Origin of the sequence: Gardnerella sp. KA00718, from assembly GCF_049244285.1 — a bacterium.
GTDB lineage: Bacteria > Actinomycetota > Actinomycetes > Actinomycetales > Bifidobacteriaceae > Bifidobacterium > Bifidobacterium vaginale.
In genome coordinates this window covers 382222-400770 of record NZ_CP058370.1, presented here as the reverse complement: position 1 = coordinate 400770, position 18549 = coordinate 382222, and the positions used below count along the sequence as shown (strand labels likewise).

General features: G+C 39.1%; 16 protein-coding genes and 1 tRNA gene. 2 read left to right on the top strand and 15 right to left on the bottom strand.

Annotation, left to right across the window (positions count from 1 at the left end; all coding sequences use genetic code 11):
- Positions 1-228 precede the first annotated feature (228 nt).
- Positions 229-1335 carry an ROK family protein gene (locus HXT55_RS01760; protein ID WP_240318824.1) on the top strand — a complete coding sequence of 369 codons (1107 nt, stop codon included), beginning with the start codon at positions 229-231 and terminating at the stop codon, positions 1333-1335.
- Positions 1336-1424: 89 nt separating this feature from the next.
- Here the strand turns inward: HXT55_RS01760 and HXT55_RS01755 are convergent, their stop codons facing one another.
- The 8 genes from HXT55_RS01755 to HXT55_RS01720 all read right to left on the bottom strand — a co-directional run bounded on the left by HXT55_RS01755 (position 1425) and on the right by HXT55_RS01720 (position 11875).
- The gene (locus tag HXT55_RS01755; RefSeq protein ID WP_065189383.1) at positions 1425-1877 is read right to left on the bottom strand and encodes a DUF386 domain-containing protein; all 453 of its coding nucleotides are present in this window, start codon (positions 1875-1877) and stop codon (positions 1425-1427) included.
- A gap of 18 nt (positions 1878-1895) precedes the next feature.
- Entirely contained in the window at positions 1896-4913 is a 3018-nt protein-coding gene (locus HXT55_RS01750) for a glycoside hydrolase family 2 (RefSeq protein WP_064623052.1), read from the bottom strand.
- A gap of 13 nt (positions 4914-4926) precedes the next feature.
- Positions 4927-5574, bottom strand: a complete 648-nt coding sequence (pgmB, locus tag HXT55_RS01745) for a beta-phosphoglucomutase (protein WP_064623054.1) — start codon at positions 5572-5574, stop codon at positions 4927-4929.
- A 7-nt stretch (positions 5575-5581) separates the two neighbouring features.
- Entirely contained in the window at positions 5582-6454 is an 873-nt protein-coding gene (locus tag HXT55_RS01740) for a DMT family transporter (RefSeq protein WP_004138715.1), read from the bottom strand.
- 1 nt (position 6455) lies between these two features.
- Positions 6456-8792, bottom strand: a complete 2337-nt coding sequence (locus HXT55_RS01735) for a glycoside hydrolase family 65 protein (protein ID WP_064623056.1) — start codon at positions 8790-8792, stop codon at positions 6456-6458.
- 67 nt (positions 8793-8859) lie between these two features.
- Positions 8860-9681: a carbohydrate ABC transporter permease gene (locus HXT55_RS01730; protein ID WP_004114402.1), complete on the bottom strand. Its 822-nt coding sequence runs from the start codon at positions 9679-9681 to the stop codon at positions 8860-8862.
- Positions 9678-10643, bottom strand: a complete 966-nt coding sequence (locus HXT55_RS01725) for a carbohydrate ABC transporter permease (RefSeq protein WP_421792294.1) — start codon at positions 10641-10643, stop codon at positions 9678-9680. The genes HXT55_RS01730 and HXT55_RS01725 overlap by 4 nt, the downstream gene beginning before the upstream one ends.
- Before the next feature lie 8 nt (positions 10644-10651).
- Entirely contained in the window at positions 10652-11875 is a 1224-nt protein-coding gene (locus tag HXT55_RS01720) for an ABC transporter substrate-binding protein (RefSeq protein WP_004114397.1), read from the bottom strand.
- A 198-nt stretch (positions 11876-12073) separates the two neighbouring features.
- On the opposite strand from HXT55_RS01720, the gene HXT55_RS01715 reads away from it, so the two are divergent.
- On the top strand, positions 12074-13090 hold the full coding sequence (locus tag HXT55_RS01715) for a LacI family DNA-binding transcriptional regulator (RefSeq protein WP_004114395.1): 1017 nt from the start codon (positions 12074-12076) through the stop codon (positions 13088-13090).
- A gap of 287 nt (positions 13091-13377) precedes the next feature.
- On the opposite strand, the gene HXT55_RS01710 is transcribed toward HXT55_RS01715, so the two are convergent.
- The 7 genes from HXT55_RS01710 to rpsM all read right to left on the bottom strand — a co-directional run bounded on the left by HXT55_RS01710 (position 13378) and on the right by rpsM (position 18465).
- Positions 13378-13463, bottom strand: a tRNA-Ser gene (locus tag HXT55_RS01710).
- A gap of 99 nt (positions 13464-13562) precedes the next feature.
- Positions 13563-14495 carry a tRNA pseudouridine(38-40) synthase TruA gene (gene truA, locus HXT55_RS01705; protein ID WP_421792292.1) on the bottom strand — a complete coding sequence of 311 codons (933 nt, stop codon included), beginning with the start codon at positions 14493-14495 and terminating at the stop codon, positions 13563-13565.
- 51 nt (positions 14496-14546) lie between these two features.
- The gene (locus HXT55_RS01700) at positions 14547-15863 is read right to left on the bottom strand and encodes an Mbeg1-like protein (protein ID WP_064623060.1); all 1317 of its coding nucleotides are present in this window, start codon (positions 15861-15863) and stop codon (positions 14547-14549) included.
- A 153-nt stretch (positions 15864-16016) separates the two neighbouring features.
- Positions 16017-16451, bottom strand: coding sequence for a 50S ribosomal protein L17 (gene rplQ, locus HXT55_RS01695; protein ID WP_004114389.1), 435 nt, complete (start codon positions 16449-16451; stop codon positions 16017-16019).
- Between the two features lie 79 nt (positions 16452-16530).
- Positions 16531-17526, bottom strand: coding sequence for a DNA-directed RNA polymerase subunit alpha (locus HXT55_RS01690; RefSeq protein ID WP_004114387.1), 996 nt, complete (start codon positions 17524-17526; stop codon positions 16531-16533).
- 79 nt (positions 17527-17605) lie between these two features.
- On the bottom strand, positions 17606-18004 hold the full coding sequence (gene rpsK / locus HXT55_RS01685; RefSeq protein WP_004105468.1) for a 30S ribosomal protein S11: 399 nt from the start codon (positions 18002-18004) through the stop codon (positions 17606-17608).
- An 83-nt stretch (positions 18005-18087) separates the two neighbouring features.
- The gene (rpsM, locus tag HXT55_RS01680) at positions 18088-18465 is read right to left on the bottom strand and encodes a 30S ribosomal protein S13 (RefSeq protein ID WP_004105472.1); all 378 of its coding nucleotides are present in this window, start codon (positions 18463-18465) and stop codon (positions 18088-18090) included.
- Between the last annotated feature and the right edge of the window lie 84 nt (positions 18466-18549).

Sequence of the window (18549 nt, the reverse complement as noted above, 5' to 3'; positions counted from 1 at the left end):
TAACAATTCCAACACGTACGGCATACTATATATATGCAGTTGATGGATTACAGTAAACACACAAGCGCGATGTCTCTATACAATAATCAACTCGACCCAGCAAGGTCAAAATCCATTCGAAACCATAATTTGACGTTAATAGCTAACACACTGACTTCAAGCAACAAACATTATTCTAGAGCAGAATTAGCAAGAATAACTGGATTAAATAGGTCAACTCTTACACGTTTGGTAGATTCACTAATAGAATATGGAATAATTAGCGAATTACATTCAGAAATAACTGGATCAGGAAGACCAGCAGTACCACTGACCCCATCATTACATACTTATGCATCAATAGGATTATCTTTATCAAAATCAAATTTGGAAGCCTGTGTAATAGACATATCTGGAAATATTCTTTCAAGATATTATGAACAAATAAATGACACAAATCCTACAATAATATTGAAAAAAATCAAAAACATTATTTACTCAACGAAGCAAAAATTACAAAAAGCAAATCTTCCAACAGTATCAATATCTATAGCAATTAGCGGTTTAATGAATACAACTGAACAACACAAAATATCAAGCCCAAATCTTAAATGGAGCCACGTTGATTTATCTGACTTCTACAATAAGAACGACAAAGATAATAACTTAGAATTCATACCAATATCATTTATAGACCTTGCTGCAGCTGGAGCATATGCAGAAATCTATTTAAGAAACAAAAAAGGTAATACAATACCGAATTTTCTCTATATACATAGCGGCAATAGCATAGATACCGCATTAATAAAAAATAACACTTTTGAACAAGGGTGCAATAATTGGGGCGGAAAGTTCGGGCACGTTTTTGTATCATCTGGAAAATCTAATTGTTCGTGTGGGCATACAGGCTGTTTAGAAAGCTTTGCTGGAAGTCGAGCCTTAATAAGGGAAGGAAAACTAGGAGAAAATGCATCGATAAATAATTTTTATGCAGCACTATTCAGAAATGAGCCTGCTGCAACTCGAGCCGCAAATATAGCAGCAGAAAAGCTTGGAATAGCAATATCATCATTTATAAATATATTTGACATGCCAGTTTTTATATTTGATGGAATATATTCAGAAATTTTCGATTCTGTAAAAGATAAAATAATTGAGACTATTAAAGAAAGAGCAATATGCTCAAACTGGTCATCTATAGAAATAATGAAATCTATTGTTCCAGGTAATGCATCAGCATTAGGGGCAGCATGGAAAGGTATGAACGAATTCTTAAATACTCCAGAATTATGGATTAAAAAGTCTAAGGAAGCTTTGTCATACTACCCTATACAATCCATGTCTTCAGATATATAACTCATTACATTATTTGCATAACACATTTGTATATGACATACAAAAATTTTATACGAAGTGAATATATAAACTTGCAGTACGCATTGTATTCACTTATTGGGGAAGCTAAAACCTTCAACCGTCACCTGAGCCTGCATCAATACGCCATAAGATTGCTGAAGTATTTTAAACGCCTCTGACATATCAATAAGAAGAATGCCGCCTTCATGTAATTGAACGGTCTCTCCAGAACCTACGAAATATTCACGATCGCTCAAATCACTGTAACGTTCAACTGGTAGCAAATTCCCTTTATCAGCAATATCAATATAAGCAGTACCGCTTACAGAATACAACGCAGTTTGATATCGTCTCGAACCTATAAACCGTTTTTCAACAACGCATCGCAAATCATGAGTCCAAAATGTAATAGAATCCCCTATAGAGTAAGCCTCATCATTAGATAAACACTTGACCTTACCAATAGCCTCAATAAAACGCTTCCATTTTCGACTTCCATTTATACATACTTCAAATTCTGAAACATTGTTATAAATACGCATAATATCTTTCTTTTCATATCAATCCATTGTTGCATTATCGCAAATAGGCATAAAGGAAAAAGCGAAATTACAATTCTCAAAACGAATTCTATGCGAATCTAAAACCTCACTGCCCCATGAGTTAGATCCTAAACCCAATATTTGATCATTGAGATTTATTGTAACAAGATCATCTTCATGTAATTCATTTCTATGCTTCGCCTGTTCAATAGTATTGGAAGTAAACGGCCAAGCAGAATAAGAGAATCCATCAGTCATAGAACTACTAGACAAACGCGTTACTAAAATACCTACCCCACTACTATTACGCACAGATACCCACCGCGTATTTTGATGGTTTCCATAATCTTGCGGACGAACGTATGGAGTTATCATATCGTCGACACTGGCTTCCCAAAGTCCAACAACTTGAGAACTACAAGAATCTGGATATGTTTCACCCGGACCACGACCATACCAAGTAATATTGTCATACTCTCGAGGCATAGCAAAAGTTAATCCCACACGCGGAATAATATCTTTATAACTACCATAAGCTTCAGCGCATATTTCAAGATTAAGCACTCCAGACGAATTTACAACATACCTACTATTTAATTTCATTCCGAACGATAACACAGGAGGAGCAAATCTCTGTTCTACAGTGACTTCAGCAATATCATCACAACTCTTCCAATTAACGGAACGAGTATCTAATTGCATAATATCTAAGAAATTAGGCTTCCATAATTCATTGTACTCTTGTCGATAATTATCAATAAGAGGTCGCCAAATATCAAAATGAATCGGAGTTTTAATCATATCATGGGAAGCATTGTACCAATGTATGAGATCACCAGAAATTCTGTCAAACACATATTTCTGCGATTTCGATGTGATAGTAATATAGTCTTCATCAACTTTAATATCTGGTCGAAATACAGAACATTTTTCTTGCGAACATGGTAGTTCTATATTACCAGCCCTATAACAATACTGATATACACCAAGCGGAGAATGCTCATCATTCCACCAATAACGATGCAAACTATAAACATAAGCAGTTATTAATAACTCTCCAACATTTGAACCTAGTTTAGGAATATTTAATTTCACACGCATCGTATTAGAAGGATGTAATTCTCCTGGAGAGATAGTCGTATTATAGATGGCATGACCATTCTCACTCAATGAAAGATCAATACGAATATCATCAAGGTCAGTAAAATAACGCTTATTGGTTATAACTATATATTCACCATCTAAATCTACATGAACTGGACATAAAACCTGTTTATACTCTAATAGACCAGGGCTTGCCGCTTTCCATGGAAAAACAAGACCATCGATGCTAAAGTTGCCATCATTTGGGTAATCATGGAAATCTCCGCCATACGCATTATATGAACGACCCTGCGAATCAACTTGAGCAATTCCATGATCACACCATTCCCAAACAAAATGCCCTTGAATACTAGGATAACAATCAATAACCTCCTGATATTCCTGTAACCCACCAGGACCATTGCCCATAGAATGTGCATATTCACACAATATTCTTGGCTTTTTTGTTGGATGCTCACCAAAATCATTCATTTGAGAAACTCTCGAATACATAGTTGAAAGAACATCAACAACTTCGCCAAATCTATCTTCCTCATAATGTACGGGTCGCGTTGGATCAAGCTCTTTGCATCTATGATACATAGCCCGGAAATTACATCCAAACCCAGATTCATTACCAAGAGACCACATAACAATACACGCATGATTACGCTCTTGAAACACTTCACGTTCAATGCGTGACACGTAAGCTATTTGCCAATCAGAATCATCACTAATCATGGAGATATTACCAACATGTTCAAACCCATGACATTCGAGATCAGTTTCAGCAACAACCATAAAACCAAGCTCATCACATAATTGATAAAACCTAGGATCATTAGGATAATGAGAAGTGCGTATTGCATTTATATTATGCTGTTTCATCATTATAAGCTCATGTTTCACATCAGCAATGTCAATAGCACGACCTTTATTCTGATCAAAATCATGACGATTAACTCCATGCATAACAAAATACTTACCATTAAGATACATGAGACCATCTTTAATGCTTATTTCAACGAGCCCAAGACGATGCGACACAACTTCGTTAGATCCAGTATCACTTGTAACAGTAATTACCATGTCATATAAATATGGGTCTTCAGGATTCCAAAGATGCGGATTGTCAATATACATTTTTGTATGTACTTCTCCATTTGGAACCTTTTGCTCAATACGCGAAACCACAATACCGTTATCCTCAATACTGCATGAAAAAGAAGAAGTTCCGCTTATTGTAGCATCAAAAGATAAACAGGCTCTACCATCATCTAATAAATGAGTGCGAGCGAAGAAATCTTTCAAATGTACCTTTGGTCTACGATATACATATATATCACGAAAAATTCCACTAGCCCACCACATATCTTGATCTTCAAGATACGTTCCATCGCAATATTGCATTACAACGATAGCGAATAAATTCGTGCCTTCAACTACGGCTTCAGTAATATCAAATTCAGCAGAAAGACGTGATCCTTTTGTCATTCCAACATATCTGCCATTTAGATAGACTTCACCATAACTTTCAATACCGTCGCAACGCAAAATAATCTCTTCATCATCGTCAATAGATGAAATTATTATTTCTTTCTGATAAACAGCCGTTGGAGTCAAAGTTGGAACTCTAGGAGGATCAACAGGAAAAGGAAATGCTTCGTCAGTATATTGCAGTTGACCATAACCATCAAACTGCCACATATGAGGAACATTTACTTCATCCCAATTGGATTGTAATTCTGTTTTCATATACTTTCGGACAGAATTGGGACTTTTCAATAATGCAAATTTCCATTTTCCATTTAAACATACATATCCATGCGCAAATTCACGCTTATAAGTTTTTGCTAAACTAGAACACTCATAACTTAAGAAATATGCTCGAGCCGGTAATCTATTTTTACCAGTCAACGAAGGGTTCTCCCAATCATTAACACTTTCTACCATTGTTAAACCCCATTTACTTACGAAATACTGCTAGCAAATCGCTAAATGCATGGATATTATACTCAGCTTTTAGCGATGAAATTGCAATACTACCAAAAGCAGCACAATCCATACATCCAGCATGGGCCGCTTCAATTCCAGCTATGGCATCTTCTACAACAAGACACCTAGATGCCTCACACTGCAATAATTGCGCAGTTTTAACAAAAACCTCTGGATTTGGCTTTGAGTGTGTAATATCATTACCATCACACACTCCATCAAAATAATCATCAAGTTGAATCTGATGAAGAATATACTTAGCATTTTTACTAGATGATCCAAGCCCCAATTTTATTCCATCACAACGAAGCGACTCCATAACTTCTTTTACTCCTGGCAATATGTCATCTGGGCTCATCTGAGAAAGCATACTACGATAATATTCGTTTTTTTGATCCGTCCACTTTATTTTTTCTTTGTCAGTCATTTGACCTTGGTACTTCTCAAGAATAATATTAAAACTTTCCATTCTGCTAACGCCAAGTAATCGTTTGTTTATCTCTTGATTAAATTCGATATTTAGTTCGTCTGCTATATGTTTCCAAGCAAGATAATGATACTTGTCAGTTTTACAAATAACTCCATCTAAATCAAAAATAACAGCCTCGTACTTATACATTGTTATATCACTCCTTTGTTGAACGACGTATAAATGATGAAGGAAGACTAGAAATGAGCACTGCGCACAAAATAATTGCACTGCCAATAATCATACGAATGGTTACTATTTCATTAAGCAATATAATTGAGAATAAAGTGCCAAAGACCGCCTCTAAAGATAACACAATAGCTGATTGCGTTTCATTAACGTATTTTTGACATGCTGTTTGCAGAAGATAGCACACAGTCGTACTTATAAAACCAAGATAAATTACACTAATCCAACCGTTTGGCGAGGCAATCCAATGGCATTCTCCAGTAAATTGCATTACAACAAATGACAATAAAAACGCAGTACACATTTGTATACAATTGAGTACATTAGGTCTATAAACTTTTACAAATATTCCAGTTAGGACAATCTGACTAGCAAAACCTAAAGCACAAAGCAATGTCAGCAAATCACCAAAGGAAATCGTAAAATTATTACTTAAAGAAAGTATTGCGACACCTAAAACGGATAAAATAGCTCCTACAATCTCCTTCAAGCCTACACGTTTTTTAAATAAAAACATACTCAAAAAAGGAACAATTACGACATTCAGAGAAGTAATAAAAGCATTTTTTGATGGCGTTGTATACTGAAGCCCAAATGTTTGTAAGGAGAAACCTGCAAACAAAGCTACACCCATACCTACGCCAGCTAAAATCTCCTTATAATTAATGACAGTAAATTGCTTAGCAGAGATTACAAGCATAACCAATGCAGCAATAGCAAATCGTATTGTCATTATTTGCATTGGTGCAAATGAGCCCAGTGCTATATCACTTGCTACAAATCCACCACCCCATATAGCAGTAACAACAGTTAAACCAATTATTGCCAATTTACGACGCATATTAAATACCATCCTCAGCACACCCATTTATAACTACTGGTGCACCATGTATTAGGATTGTCATGCTGCGACCTTGCAATATGTGAACTTCAACTTTATCCGATGATATGTTAATTTCCAACCATCTACCAGCATAATGTAATCTGAAAACTATAGACTTCCATAGAGCTGGAAGTTTAGGATCTATAGTCAATACATTTTCAGCATTAATATTTATGCCAGCAAATCCAAAAATAACAGTTTGCCACACTCCACCAGCATTAGCAGCATGTATCCCTTCGCGTGTGTTACCCTGTAAATTAAGTAAATCGAGTGTAGCAGACCTCTTTATATAACGATATGCTTTAGAGTCATCTCCAACTACAAGACCCATAATGGCATGGATACTAGGACTAAGAGAAGAACCATGTAGTGTCCTAGCTTCATAAAAATGATAATTGTTTTTTACCACTTCTTTAGAAAACTCATTCCTCAAAAGATGCATTAACATCACAACATCAGGCTGTTTAATAATCTGAGTTTTCTCTACTGGATACTCTTTCAATGCAGCTGGACGAATTGGCCAATCATTCTCATCATATTGACTAATAACCACATCTTTCAAATTAAAGTATCCCTCAAATTGCTCAATAATTCCATTACAATCTTTCGGAAGATATATGTGATCTGCTACATACTTCCAATGAGCAATCTCCTCTTGAGTAAGGTCAGAATTATGAATAATTTCACTATACTTTTCAGGTTTTGCCACTTTTATTTGTGATAATAGTTGCAAAGAATAACGTATATTCCAACGCGCTAGATAATTTGTATATGTATTATTATCGACGGGCTCATGCCATTCATCAGGACCTGTAACTTGATTAATCTCATAACGAGAATATTTTTCTACCCACTCACAACGACTTACCCAAAAACGAGCAGTCTCTAATAAAATATTTATTCCTTTTGAATATAAAAATTCGTGATCATGAGTAATTTGCAAATACTTAGCAACACCAAAAGCAATTGCAGCAGTCACATGCTGCTCATATTGCGCAACATAGCAACGATAACAAGTACCATCTGGCTCAATCGTCCAATCTGGGCATTGTTCAGATCCGTCATCAGCTGACTCCCATGGGTACTGAGCCCCTAGTAGTCCATTCTTTTTCGCATTCCTCTTAGCTGCTGGTAAAAGATTATATCTATACTCTTCTAACTTACGCGCAGTATTTGGAAACACAAAAGCAAAGAATGGCAACATGAACAACTCGCTATCCCAGAAAGCGTGCCCTCCATATTCCTCTCCACTTAATAACTTAGCACCAATATTAACTCTATTATCTTCTTCATTCGCAGAACTCATAAGATGAAAAATATTGAATCGTATTGCACGATTTAATTCATTATCTCCTACAATTTCAATATCCGCGTGATCCCACATCTTCTCATACACCGCGATATGATTTTGCAGTTCTTTTTCTACACCATCAAGAATCATTGCATTTATTTCTGACTCTACATCTTCAAACAAATGATCAACAGGTGTATCTCTACTATCTTTTACTGCAACATATTTCACGAGAATAATAGGTTTTTTGCATTGAACAGAAACGTCACAAAATTCAACACCTCGTTCTCCAAAAGCATGAAAACAACGATTCTGTAATATGTTTACAGTAGACTCAAAATTATTGTCGCATTCATATCCCAACAATCTTGCACCAACTGCAACATGAATATTGTCATCACGTGTAGCCACTTCTAAATACGTACCATCAGAACTTAAACTATTATTACGTATTAGCTCTGTATGCTTTACTTTAAATCGTGGAGCATCGCAAAAATTGATAATAGAACCATCAATAGTGTGTTCTATTTCCAACAAACCATTGTAATTTAATGGAATTACTCGAACCACAACTGCCATACGATTACGATGAGCGCGACTCACAAATCGCAATGTATCAATCTGCGTATCACGCCCTTTTTTATCACGCAACACAATATATTGTCGTAGACAAGCACGTTTCATATCGAGCCATCTACGATATTGTATAATTTCACAATCTTCAATACCTATACACTGCTTCTCAAGATATAAGCGAACGCCTAACCAATTAGGTAATGTTGCTAGCTCTTTCATAAAAGTTTCGGATTTATCAAATATGCCGTTTATATACACATAAGGAAGAGAAACACTAGTTCCTTCTTCATGAGCACCACGAATTCCTAAATAACCATTTGATAATGCAAACAAACTCTCATATTGTAAATTTTTTTCAGAGCAATATGAATCTTCTGTTATACACCAATCGCTATCAAACACGCTGAAAATATCAGAATTCATAAGCATAGAACAATCCCCCTTTTTTGCGAAAATATATACAATGACAAACACTGAAGAAATAGAAAAACTACTTTTACTTTATTGAACCACTAGTTCCCTCAACTATGTACTTCTGACCAGCTAAGAAAGCAATAACTGGAGGAATAATCATCACGACAGTAATACAAAGCATTGGAATAATTTGCGTTTGATGCACACCCTTGAATGATGCCAAGCCTAACGCAAGCGTGTACTTACTACGATCTTGCAAGAAAATCAAAGGTCCTAAATAATCGTTCCACACAGTGATAATATTCAACAAACCAATTAGAATGAGGCACGGACGCATGATTGGCATATATACTTTCCACCAAATCTGCAAGTCATTACAGCCATCAATGCGTGCAGCTTCTTCGTATTCTTTTGGTACTCCAAGAAGGAATTGCCGCAATAAGAAGATGTAATACGCTGACCCAAAGAATGCTGGTACAATCAACGGGAGCAATGTATTTATCCAACCAAACGCCTTAAATTCCATATACTGAGGAATCATTGTTACATCCCAAGGAATCATCATCGTACTTAGCAAAATGATAAAAAGAACATTCTTCCCTCGGAAATTGTAACGAGCAAATCCATACGCAACAAGTGAACAAGAAAGAATCTGACCAATTGTAGTAAATACCGTCACTATCATAGAATTCATGAAAAATGTTCCAAAAGGTTGAGAATTCCAAGCTGTGACGTAATTATCCCAGTGCCATTCTTTTGGAAAAAGTGTAGGTGGATATGCAATAGCTTCAGAAGATGTTTTTAATGTTGAAAACAACATATACCCAAATGGTGCAAAGAAATAAATTGCAACCATTACCAATAAGGCATACACAACCACCTTAGACTGGATAGACATTTTCATAGCACAACCTTCTTACGCCCAAATTTCTTTATATTTTTTGCTGCATTTCGACCCTCAGTCTCATAGAACACCCAAGCGCTGGACGAACGAAAAACTAACGCAGTTAATAACAGTACGATAATAAACATCACCCAAGCATTCGCGCTCGCATAACCTAATCTATGGAATTTAAAGGCATTTTCGTATGTCATCAAACCGTAAAAATAGGTTGATTTTAGAGGTCCGCCATTGGTTAAAAGCATCACTAAAGTTACCTGTTGGAAAGAGGTAATAATAGATGTAACCAAATTAAACAATAGAGTAGGTGTAATCATAGGCAATGTAACATTGAAGAATTGCCTAGTCATACCTGCACCATCAATAGCAGCCGCCTCATATAGTTCTATTGGAATATTTTTTATATCTGTATAAAAAATAAGCATCATACTACCAACACCAAGGGCACTAGCAATAATTACTGCTAACAATGCCCACTTTGGATCAACAAGCCATTGTGGACCTTTAATTCCTAAGAAAGATAGAAGATAGTTAAGAACACCATAATTTCCATTTAGTATCCACCCAAAAATTATAGAAACAGCAACTCCTGAGATAACACATGGAATATAAAACAATGTTCTAAAGAATCTTACTCCCTTCACAGGCATAGCAATAAGTACAGCAAGAAACAGAGCGATTATTAGATTTAATGGAACAAAAATCGCCGCATATTTAAGCGTAATGCACAACGCATTCCAGAATTGTACATCATTGAACAACATCTCACTATAGTTTCCTAGCCCACGAAAAACTGGAGATCCAGTTATTCCCCAATCAAAGAAACTAATAGCAAATGATAAAAGCAGCGGTCCTAATGTAAAAACCAAAAATCCAATAATCCAAGGAGCAATAAAAAGATAGGGCCAAATACGCCGAGACACTGACGCAGTCAGCCCCTGCGTCCTATTAGATATAACACTCATAATATGCTCTATTTCAACACTTCTGACAGAGCATCTTTAGGAGATACACTAGAGCTTGGATTATACATTTTTTCAAAAGCTAGAGAAAGCTGATCAGATTTTTTGCTCCAATCTTTAACAATGAAACTAGCTGGAGTAAATCCATCAGACAATTGCAACATATCATAGAATGGGCGGTAATGCGGCTTTTTATTCATACCTTCTGATTTCACAACACTTATTCTTACAGGTAATTCGGTTCCGATACGAGACTTATTTGCCTCATCATTTGTCCAGAACTTCATAAACTTCCATGCCAAATCCTTATGTTTGCTATTCTTTGACATAGCAACACCCGAAGAGCTTAAAATAGAAACAGGCTTTTTCTTCGCATGGTCAAATGACGGTATATTTACAATCCCATAATTAAGCCCATCTTTATCAAAAGTATTCAAAGCCCAAGCTCCATAAACGAACATAGCTACATTGCCAGATCTAAATTCATCAGTACCATTAGATTCGGTGGCAACTGCAATGCCTTCTTTGCCCATATCTTGGAAGAGCTTGAATGCTTCTAAAGCTTTATCAGAATTTACATTACCTTTCAAATTACCGTTTTTATCAGTATATTTTGCACCATTACTCCACAAATACATTTCAAAATCATAAGGATCAGGTTTCATTTGATATGCAAAACCCTTAACGCCAGTCTTTTTCAGAATCTTCTTCGAAGCAGAACGAACATCATCCCAAGTCCAATTATTTGTAGGTTCTTCAACTCCTGCTTTCTTAAAGATATCCTTATTGTAATACAATGCGTGAGTGGTGAATCCGACAGGAAGACCTAAAGTTTTGCCATCATAAGAGTTATAATTCCAAAGAGTTGGGTAGAAAGCATCTTTGTAAGACTTACCTTCTTTCTTAATGTATGAATCAAGAGGTTCGAGACCATTTGCGTACCCAGGATAATTCCACATATACATTACATCTGGCGCATCATGAGAACCCATTCCAGCACTAATTTTTGCGTCAAAGTCCTTACCATACGCTTCTAGCGTTACATGAACATCCTTATTTTCAGAATTAAACTTATCAACTAACTGCTGTTGACGATCAACATCTTCCGCTACATCCCATGTAGCAAATCGAAGTTGAACTTTACTATTATCAGCAGTTGAAGAACCGCATCCAGACAAAAGCATTGATGTTGACGCAATCAATGCACATGCAAATAAAATTGATGACTTTTTCATAGAAACTCCTTTGCTAAACACAGTGATTTATCAGCAAGGATTCGACGTATATTCGCCGATTAGCATCATTGCTTAATGTCATTCTAGCGAAAAAAATACATTTGTGCAATCGGTTGTCCTATGGCGTGTCGGCATCATACTTCTGGCAGATTATAATGATAATAATAGATTTTTATTTGTTGCACGCATTGAGGACATATGAACACATCCCGTAAAAAAGCAGTAACTCTTGCAGATGTTGCTGCAGCTGCAGGAGTGTCTCGCTCAACTGCATCACGCGCACTAAATCATTCTCCGCGTATAAGTAAAGGTACAACTGAGCGCATAGAAGCTCTTGCAACGACGATGGGATTTGTTCCAAACGCTCAAGGACGAGCACTTGCTTCTGGTAGAGCAGAAGCAATCGCAATACTAGTCACTGAACCACTTAATGAATTATTTACTGATCCAACTTATGGAGCATTTATCGGAGGGATCACTGCAAAATTAGCTCAGACTTCTTATCTACCGATGTTACTGCAAGCAAGCAGCGATGATGAACGCCAAAGAGTAAAACGACATTTGGAATGTAGGTCTTTTGACGCAGTCATTGATATATCTCCATACACTGATTCTTACTTGTTAGATATAATGAATAAACTTCATACCCCTGGAGTATTGTTAGGACAAATCACAAATGAACGCTATCAAGGTATGTTTTCTGTAGTATATTCTGACGATACAAAAGGAGCTAAATTAGCTGCTCAGACAATTGTAGATCGCGGAAGAAAGCATCCTGTAGCAATAGTAGGACCTCGCGATAATCCGGCTTCACAATACAGAATTAAAGGATACACTTCCGTCTTTGGAACTAAGTTAAGTCCAGATTCTATAATCTACACACAATGGGATGCAGCTGCTGGATTTGCCGCAATGATGCAAATCCTGAGCCAAAAGAAGCCAGTTGATGCAGTATTAGCTGGATCTGATCGCATAGCAGTAGGAGTTCTTGAGGCATTAAAACAATACAACCTACAAGTTCCTGACGATGTGTCAGTTATTGGTTTCGATGATCATAACCTTGCACAAACTACAACACCATCGCTTACTACGATACATCAGCCGCTCTATGAAGAAGGACAATTAGCTGCTGAGCTTGCTATGAAAATGATTGAAGGTCAAGAGCCAATAACATCCATTCTTCAAATGAAATTAGTAATAAGAGACTCAGTGTAATTACTCCACAACACACATTATTTTGTGAACAAATACACTACAAGGTAATCACGATTACCTAAGCCTATCTTTCCCGCATTTGTTCTCTTTTTAAGCAAATCTGACTACAAACACGGGCGCTAGACCTGCCTTCGCGCTTAAAGCGTAGCGCGCGAGCGATTTTCCCGAGATTGTTTACGTATTTGGCGATTTTGGAAACAATATCGGGCGAAAAGAAACAAACGCAGGCAAAAATACACAAACGCAAACAAAAAGGGCTTCTAGCCAATCGCTAGAAACCCTGCTTGCGGATGAAGCGAGATTTGAACTCGCGGAGGGTGTAACCCTCACACGCTTTCGAGGCGTGCTCCTTAGACCGCTCGGACATTCATCCATTTTGCGCAAACTGCAAAATGCAGAAAGAAACGCAACTTTTCAATTGTAAACCAACCCTAGAATATACACAAATTTGTGTTGAGAATTTTGCAAACAATCAATCAAGTTCTTCAAGAGTTCGACGAGCGCGAATCGCATTAGCCCTAACTTCAAGTTGATCTTTCGGAGGATATTCAACATATTCCAAAGTCAAACCATTAGCCGCAATAGGACCAGTAGATCCTTCTCGAATCGGATTTTCAATCTTATCCTTAAACCAGTCAACGGAACGCTTACCGCAACCAACTTGTACACAAGCCTGAACAAGAGAACGAACCATATTATGTGCAAACGCATCAGCAACAATAGTAAACTCAATCAAACCATGCTCAATAGGCGGAATATTGCCAGTTGATCTAGAAACAATATCCGAACCAACAGACGCGCAACCATCCAAACAAACGCGATTCCAAACCGCTTTTTTAACACAGCGAATCGTAGTTCCACCAGGATTTGGACGAGCAAAAGACCCAAAATCATGCAAACCAACAATCATCTGTGCTGCCTGATTCATAGAATTGACATCTAAATCGTAATCAATTTGCAACACAAAACCACGCATACGCGGATCCAAATTCTCGCGATTTGCCGCATCACTAATCCTATACAAGTATGTGCGATCAAGCGCAGAAAAACGAGCATCAAAACCGCTTGGCGCAATGCTTACACTGTGAATCGAAATATCTTTAGGCAAAACCCCACGAAGCCTATATTCTAAAGCTTTTACAGGCGTCAAATTTGTGTGACCAACACAATTTTGTAAAATATCATCTTCTACATCTAAATGACAAACCTGATAAGAAGCATGAACACCAGTATCCGTGCGCCCAGCAACTGTTAGTCGAAGCGGAAAACAAGAATCGCCATCATGTACACGCAAAACTTTATATAAAGCGTCTTCCAAAGTGCCTTGCACTGTTCTTAAATTCGGCTGCCTAGCCCAACCGTAAAAATCGCCGCCATCATACGCTAAATCCAAACGAAGACGCATTCAAAACCTTTCCAAACAGACTTACAAACAGACTTTCCGAACAGACTTCTACTAGTTTTTCTTATCTGAACCGCCAGCGAGCGCAAAAGCACTCATAACGCTACGAATCAACTCATATGTCTTTGAATCCATATGCGTTGCTATGCTCAATATTTTCGGCAAAAGCTCCGACCAATGCGCAGAAATCTCATCAAAAGTAGGATATCCTAAGCTAATTAAAGCGTTGTAAACACTATCGATTCTGCGTTTTCTTTCTTCGAAAGGCAAATTCAACATCCAATCATTAGCAGCTTTAGAAACGGCCAGAGCGCGCGGAGTTACACAATCGCAGTAGTCAAAATCACCATCTTTAACCTGCCAATACATGCCAAAATGTTGCATTAATCCAATCGACTCAGCAAGCGTAACCTTATACGGTACGCCAGTATCCATGATCAATCCGATAAAAGCAGATTGTGGAACGACTTTTTCAATCCTGGAAACAACGCGAGAAAAAACCTTTGGATCAACAACATCCGAGCCAAAACTAGGGCCGTCCATTGAGTAGATTTTATTAATATGATTCCCAAGGCTTCGATCTTGCGCGTCTAATCGCATTGCCGCGTATGCAGCCATATTCCCGCCTTTTGAATGACCCACAACAAATATTTTAGGATTATCACTTAAATCGCAATCATCGCTATTTTCTAGATTGCTATTCTTATTATCGCTATTTTCTAGATCGACCTTATCCAGATCGATATTCTTAAAATCACTCTTCTTATTAAACAAATTCGCAAAATAATCGGCAACACTGCTAAAAATCCCACGAATACCGCCACTTTTGCAAGAATCTTTACACGCACGCCTAGATATAGAGAGCAAATATTCTGCAGCAGACTCTTGTGCGGGAACTGGGCAGCGAAAAGCCATATTAAAATCTTCCTTCCACCCAACAAGAGTGTTATCAGTCCCCCTGAAAGCAACAACAAAACATCTATAGCCAACACAATCAGTCAAATCAAAAGTAACTGCAGCAAACTGCTGTTCACACGAATCATCAACCTTCGACTCGTCAAAACGCTCAAGAACCTCGCCGACTCGCATTCCCCTATATCGCGGACTAGCTGCAACAGCGAGAAGAAGACTCTTACGAAAATCATCAACTTTAGCTGAACCAGAGCTAAACATTGAAGAAAAATCCTCACCGCGAAGCAATTCGCTTAAAGGAACGGTTGCTAGTGCGTTAGAATCGTCATTATACTTTGGAATCGATTCAGGCATGCAAACATACGCCAACTCGCATAAAATAAGCGAATCTACGGCGTTGAATTTTCTATCTTTAAAGTTAGTAAAATCGTTATTCACTAAATCGAGAATATTCGTCATATTTCAATAATAATTGATACCAGATATAGAAAAGATATATCAGATATAGAAAAACGGGCTGGAGATAAAACTCCAACCCGTTCAATAAATCTAAAACACGACGACTACTCGTCGAAAGATTTACTTACCGATGCATCAAGATGCTAATCTAAACTACTCGGCTGCTTCTTCTTTAGCAGCAACTTTAGCAGCAGACTCAGCTTCCTTAACGACAGCCTTCTTTGGGCTTACTGGCTCAACAACAAGCTCAATAATAGCTTGTGGAGCAGTATCACCACGACGAGGAGCCATCTTAACGATGCGGGTATAGCCACCTTCACGCTGCTTCATCTGCTCAGCAATTTGAGTGAAAAGCATGTGAACAACGGACTTATTGCGGATCACGCGCAACACACGGCGGCGCGAATGCAAGTCGCCACGCTTAGCGAATGTTATCAAACGCTCAGCAAGTGGACGAAGACGCTTTGCCTTTGGCAAAGTAGTCACAATACGACCGTGCTGGAAGAGGCTAGTAGCCATGTTGGCCAGCATCAGGCGCTCATGCGCTGGGCTAGAAGCCAAACGAGGCCCTTGTTTCGGTGTAGGCATTATTACTCCTTATTGTCGCAGAATTCAGGTGGGCAAAAACCCGAACATCCAAAAACCACGACGATTGGCGGTGGACTGTTTACTCGTCTTCTGGCGAGAAGAACGTGCCACCTTCGAGATTATTGGCGTCAAAGCCAAGCGGCGAGGCCTTAAGAGACAATCCCATAGACTGCAATTTCTCTTTAACCTCATCGATGGATTTCATGCCGAAATTACGAATATCGAGCAAATCCTGCTCAGTGTGTACTACCAGCTCACCAACAGTGTGGATTCCCTCACGCTTCAAGCAGTTGTAGCTGCGCTGCGTAAGATTCAAATCCTCAATCGGAGTAGCCATCTGAGAATCAACTTCTCCCATGACTGGAGCTGGACCAACTTCAACACCTTCTGCATCGACGTTAAGCTCACGGCAAAGACCGAAAAGCTCAACCAAAGTCGAACCAGCAGATGCAACTGCATCTCGTGGTGTAATAGCTGGCTTAGTTTCCACATCCAGGATGAGCTTATCGAAGTCCGTGCGCTGTTCCACGCGGGTAGCTTCGACCTTATAGCTCACCTTCAAAACTGGTGAGTAGATCGAATCCACTGGAATGCGACCGATTTCGCTGTTTTCCTGCTTATTCATCTGAGCAGGTACATAGCCACGACCGCGCTCCACGGTGAACTCAATTTCAAGCTCACCATCTTCAGCAAGTGTAGCGATATGCATCTCTGGATTGGCAATAGTGACGCCAGCAGGAGGAGTAATATCTCCAGCTGTTGCTTCACCCTTGCCGCTCTTGCGAAGATACATCACTACTGGCTCGTCATACTCACTTGTAAGTACGATACCCTTAATGTTCAGCAGGATTTCAGTGACATCCTCTTCAACACCTGGCAGAGTCGTGAACTCATGGAGAGCACCAGAAATGCGTACCGAAGTTACGGCAGCACCTGGAATGGAGCTCAATAGGGTACGACGCAGCGAATTGCCGAGCGTGTATCCGAAACCTGGTTCCAACGGCTCAATAGTAAAGCGAGAACGCTGGGGATTCAGTGATTCCTCGGTAAGTGTTGGACGCTGTGCGATAAGCACTTTTGTATCCTTTCAGCTTCTGGTCGGTGGTGCACTCGCCGCCCATAAGCGGGTTGGATGGATGGATTCGTAAGAGTGCTCAGACGCGGCGACGCTTTGGTGGGCGAACGCCGTTATGCGCTTGTGGGGTGACGTCGGTAATAGAACCGACTTCAAGACCCGCGGACTGAAGGGAACGGATAGCGGTTTCACGACCGGAACCTGGACCCTTAACAAACACGTCGACCTTCTTCAGGCCATGTTCCATTGCCTTACGAGCAGCAGACTCAGCAGCCATACCTGCAGCGTAAGGAGTCGACTTGCGGGAACCCTTAAAGCCGACATCGCCACCGGAAGCCCAAGAAAGGACTGCGCCCGATGGATCGGTGATGGAAATAATCGTGTTATTGAATGTTGATTTAATATGCGCCTGCCCAACCGGTACCGACTTGCGGTCCCGGCGACGCGGCTTGCGCGAGGCTTGCTTTGCAGCTGCCATTGACCCTCGTTTCCTAATGACGAATTAGTTGGTATATCTAGGCGATGAGAATTAACTCGTGGCCTAGAGCCGACCACCGACTACTATCTGGTGGCCTTCTTCTTCCCGGCGACAGTACGCTTCGGACCCTTACGAGTACGAGCATTAGTCTTAGTACGCTGACCACGCACAGGAAGACCCTTGCGATGACGCTGGCCTTGATAGCAGTTGATCTGAATCTTACGACGAATGTCTGCATCGATTTCACGACGCAAATCGCCTTCAATCTTATAATTAGCTTCAAGATAATCACGCAAAGTGATTAACTGTTCATCCGTAAGATCCTTGACGCGGGTATCCGGATTAACACCGGTCGCGGCAAGCGTTTCCTTAGCGCGAGTACGGCCTACACCAAAAATGTAGGTGAGGGCAATCTCAATGCGCTTCTCATTGGGAATATCTACTCCGGCAAGACGTGCCATTGTAATTCCTTTACTATTACGCAGGTCGTGCACCAAGTCTCCCGCAATCATGCGGCCTGGGCCTGCGCACCCAGGGTTCAGCTT

Bases quoted from the DNA above. Each gene is read 5' to 3' on its own strand.
- HXT55_RS01755 (WP_065189383.1), bottom strand. From the start codon at position 1,877: ATGCGTATTTATAACAATGTTTCAGAATTTGAAGTATGTATAAATGGA.
- HXT55_RS01750 (WP_064623052.1), bottom strand. From the start codon at position 4,913: ATGGTAGAAAGTGTTAATGATTGGGAGAACCCTTCGTTGACTGGTAAA.
- pgmB (WP_064623054.1), bottom strand. From the start codon at position 5,574: ATGTATAAGTACGAGGCTGTTATTTTTGATTTAGATGGAGTTATTTGT.
- HXT55_RS01740 (WP_004138715.1), bottom strand. From the start codon at position 6,454: ATGCGTCGTAAATTGGCAATAATTGGTTTAACTGTTGTTACTGCTATA.
- HXT55_RS01735 (WP_064623056.1), bottom strand. From the start codon at position 8,792: ATGCTTATGAATTCTGATATTTTCAGCGTGTTTGATAGCGATTGGTGT.
- HXT55_RS01730 (WP_004114402.1), bottom strand. From the start codon at position 9,681: ATGAAAATGTCTATCCAGTCTAAGGTGGTTGTGTATGCCTTATTGGTA.
- HXT55_RS01725 (WP_421792294.1), bottom strand. From the start codon at position 10,643: ATGAGTGTTATATCTAATAGGACGCAGGGGCTGACTGCGTCAGTGTCT.
- HXT55_RS01720 (WP_004114397.1), bottom strand. From the start codon at position 11,875: ATGAAAAAGTCATCAATTTTATTTGCATGTGCATTGATTGCGTCAACA.
- HXT55_RS01715 (WP_004114395.1), top strand. From the start codon at position 12,074: ATGAACACATCCCGTAAAAAAGCAGTAACTCTTGCAGATGTTGCTGCA.
- truA (WP_421792292.1), bottom strand. From the start codon at position 14,495: ATGCGTCTTCGTTTGGATTTAGCGTATGATGGCGGCGATTTTTACGGT.
- HXT55_RS01700 (WP_064623060.1), bottom strand. From the start codon at position 15,863: ATGACGAATATTCTCGATTTAGTGAATAACGATTTTACTAACTTTAAA.
- rplQ (WP_004114389.1), bottom strand. From the start codon at position 16,451: ATGCCTACACCGAAACAAGGGCCTCGTTTGGCTTCTAGCCCAGCGCAT.
- rpsK (WP_004105468.1), bottom strand. From the start codon at position 18,004: ATGGCAGCTGCAAAGCAAGCCTCGCGCAAGCCGCGTCGCCGGGACCGC.
- rpsM (WP_004105472.1), bottom strand. From the start codon at position 18,465: ATGGCACGTCTTGCCGGAGTAGATATTCCCAATGAGAAGCGCATTGAG.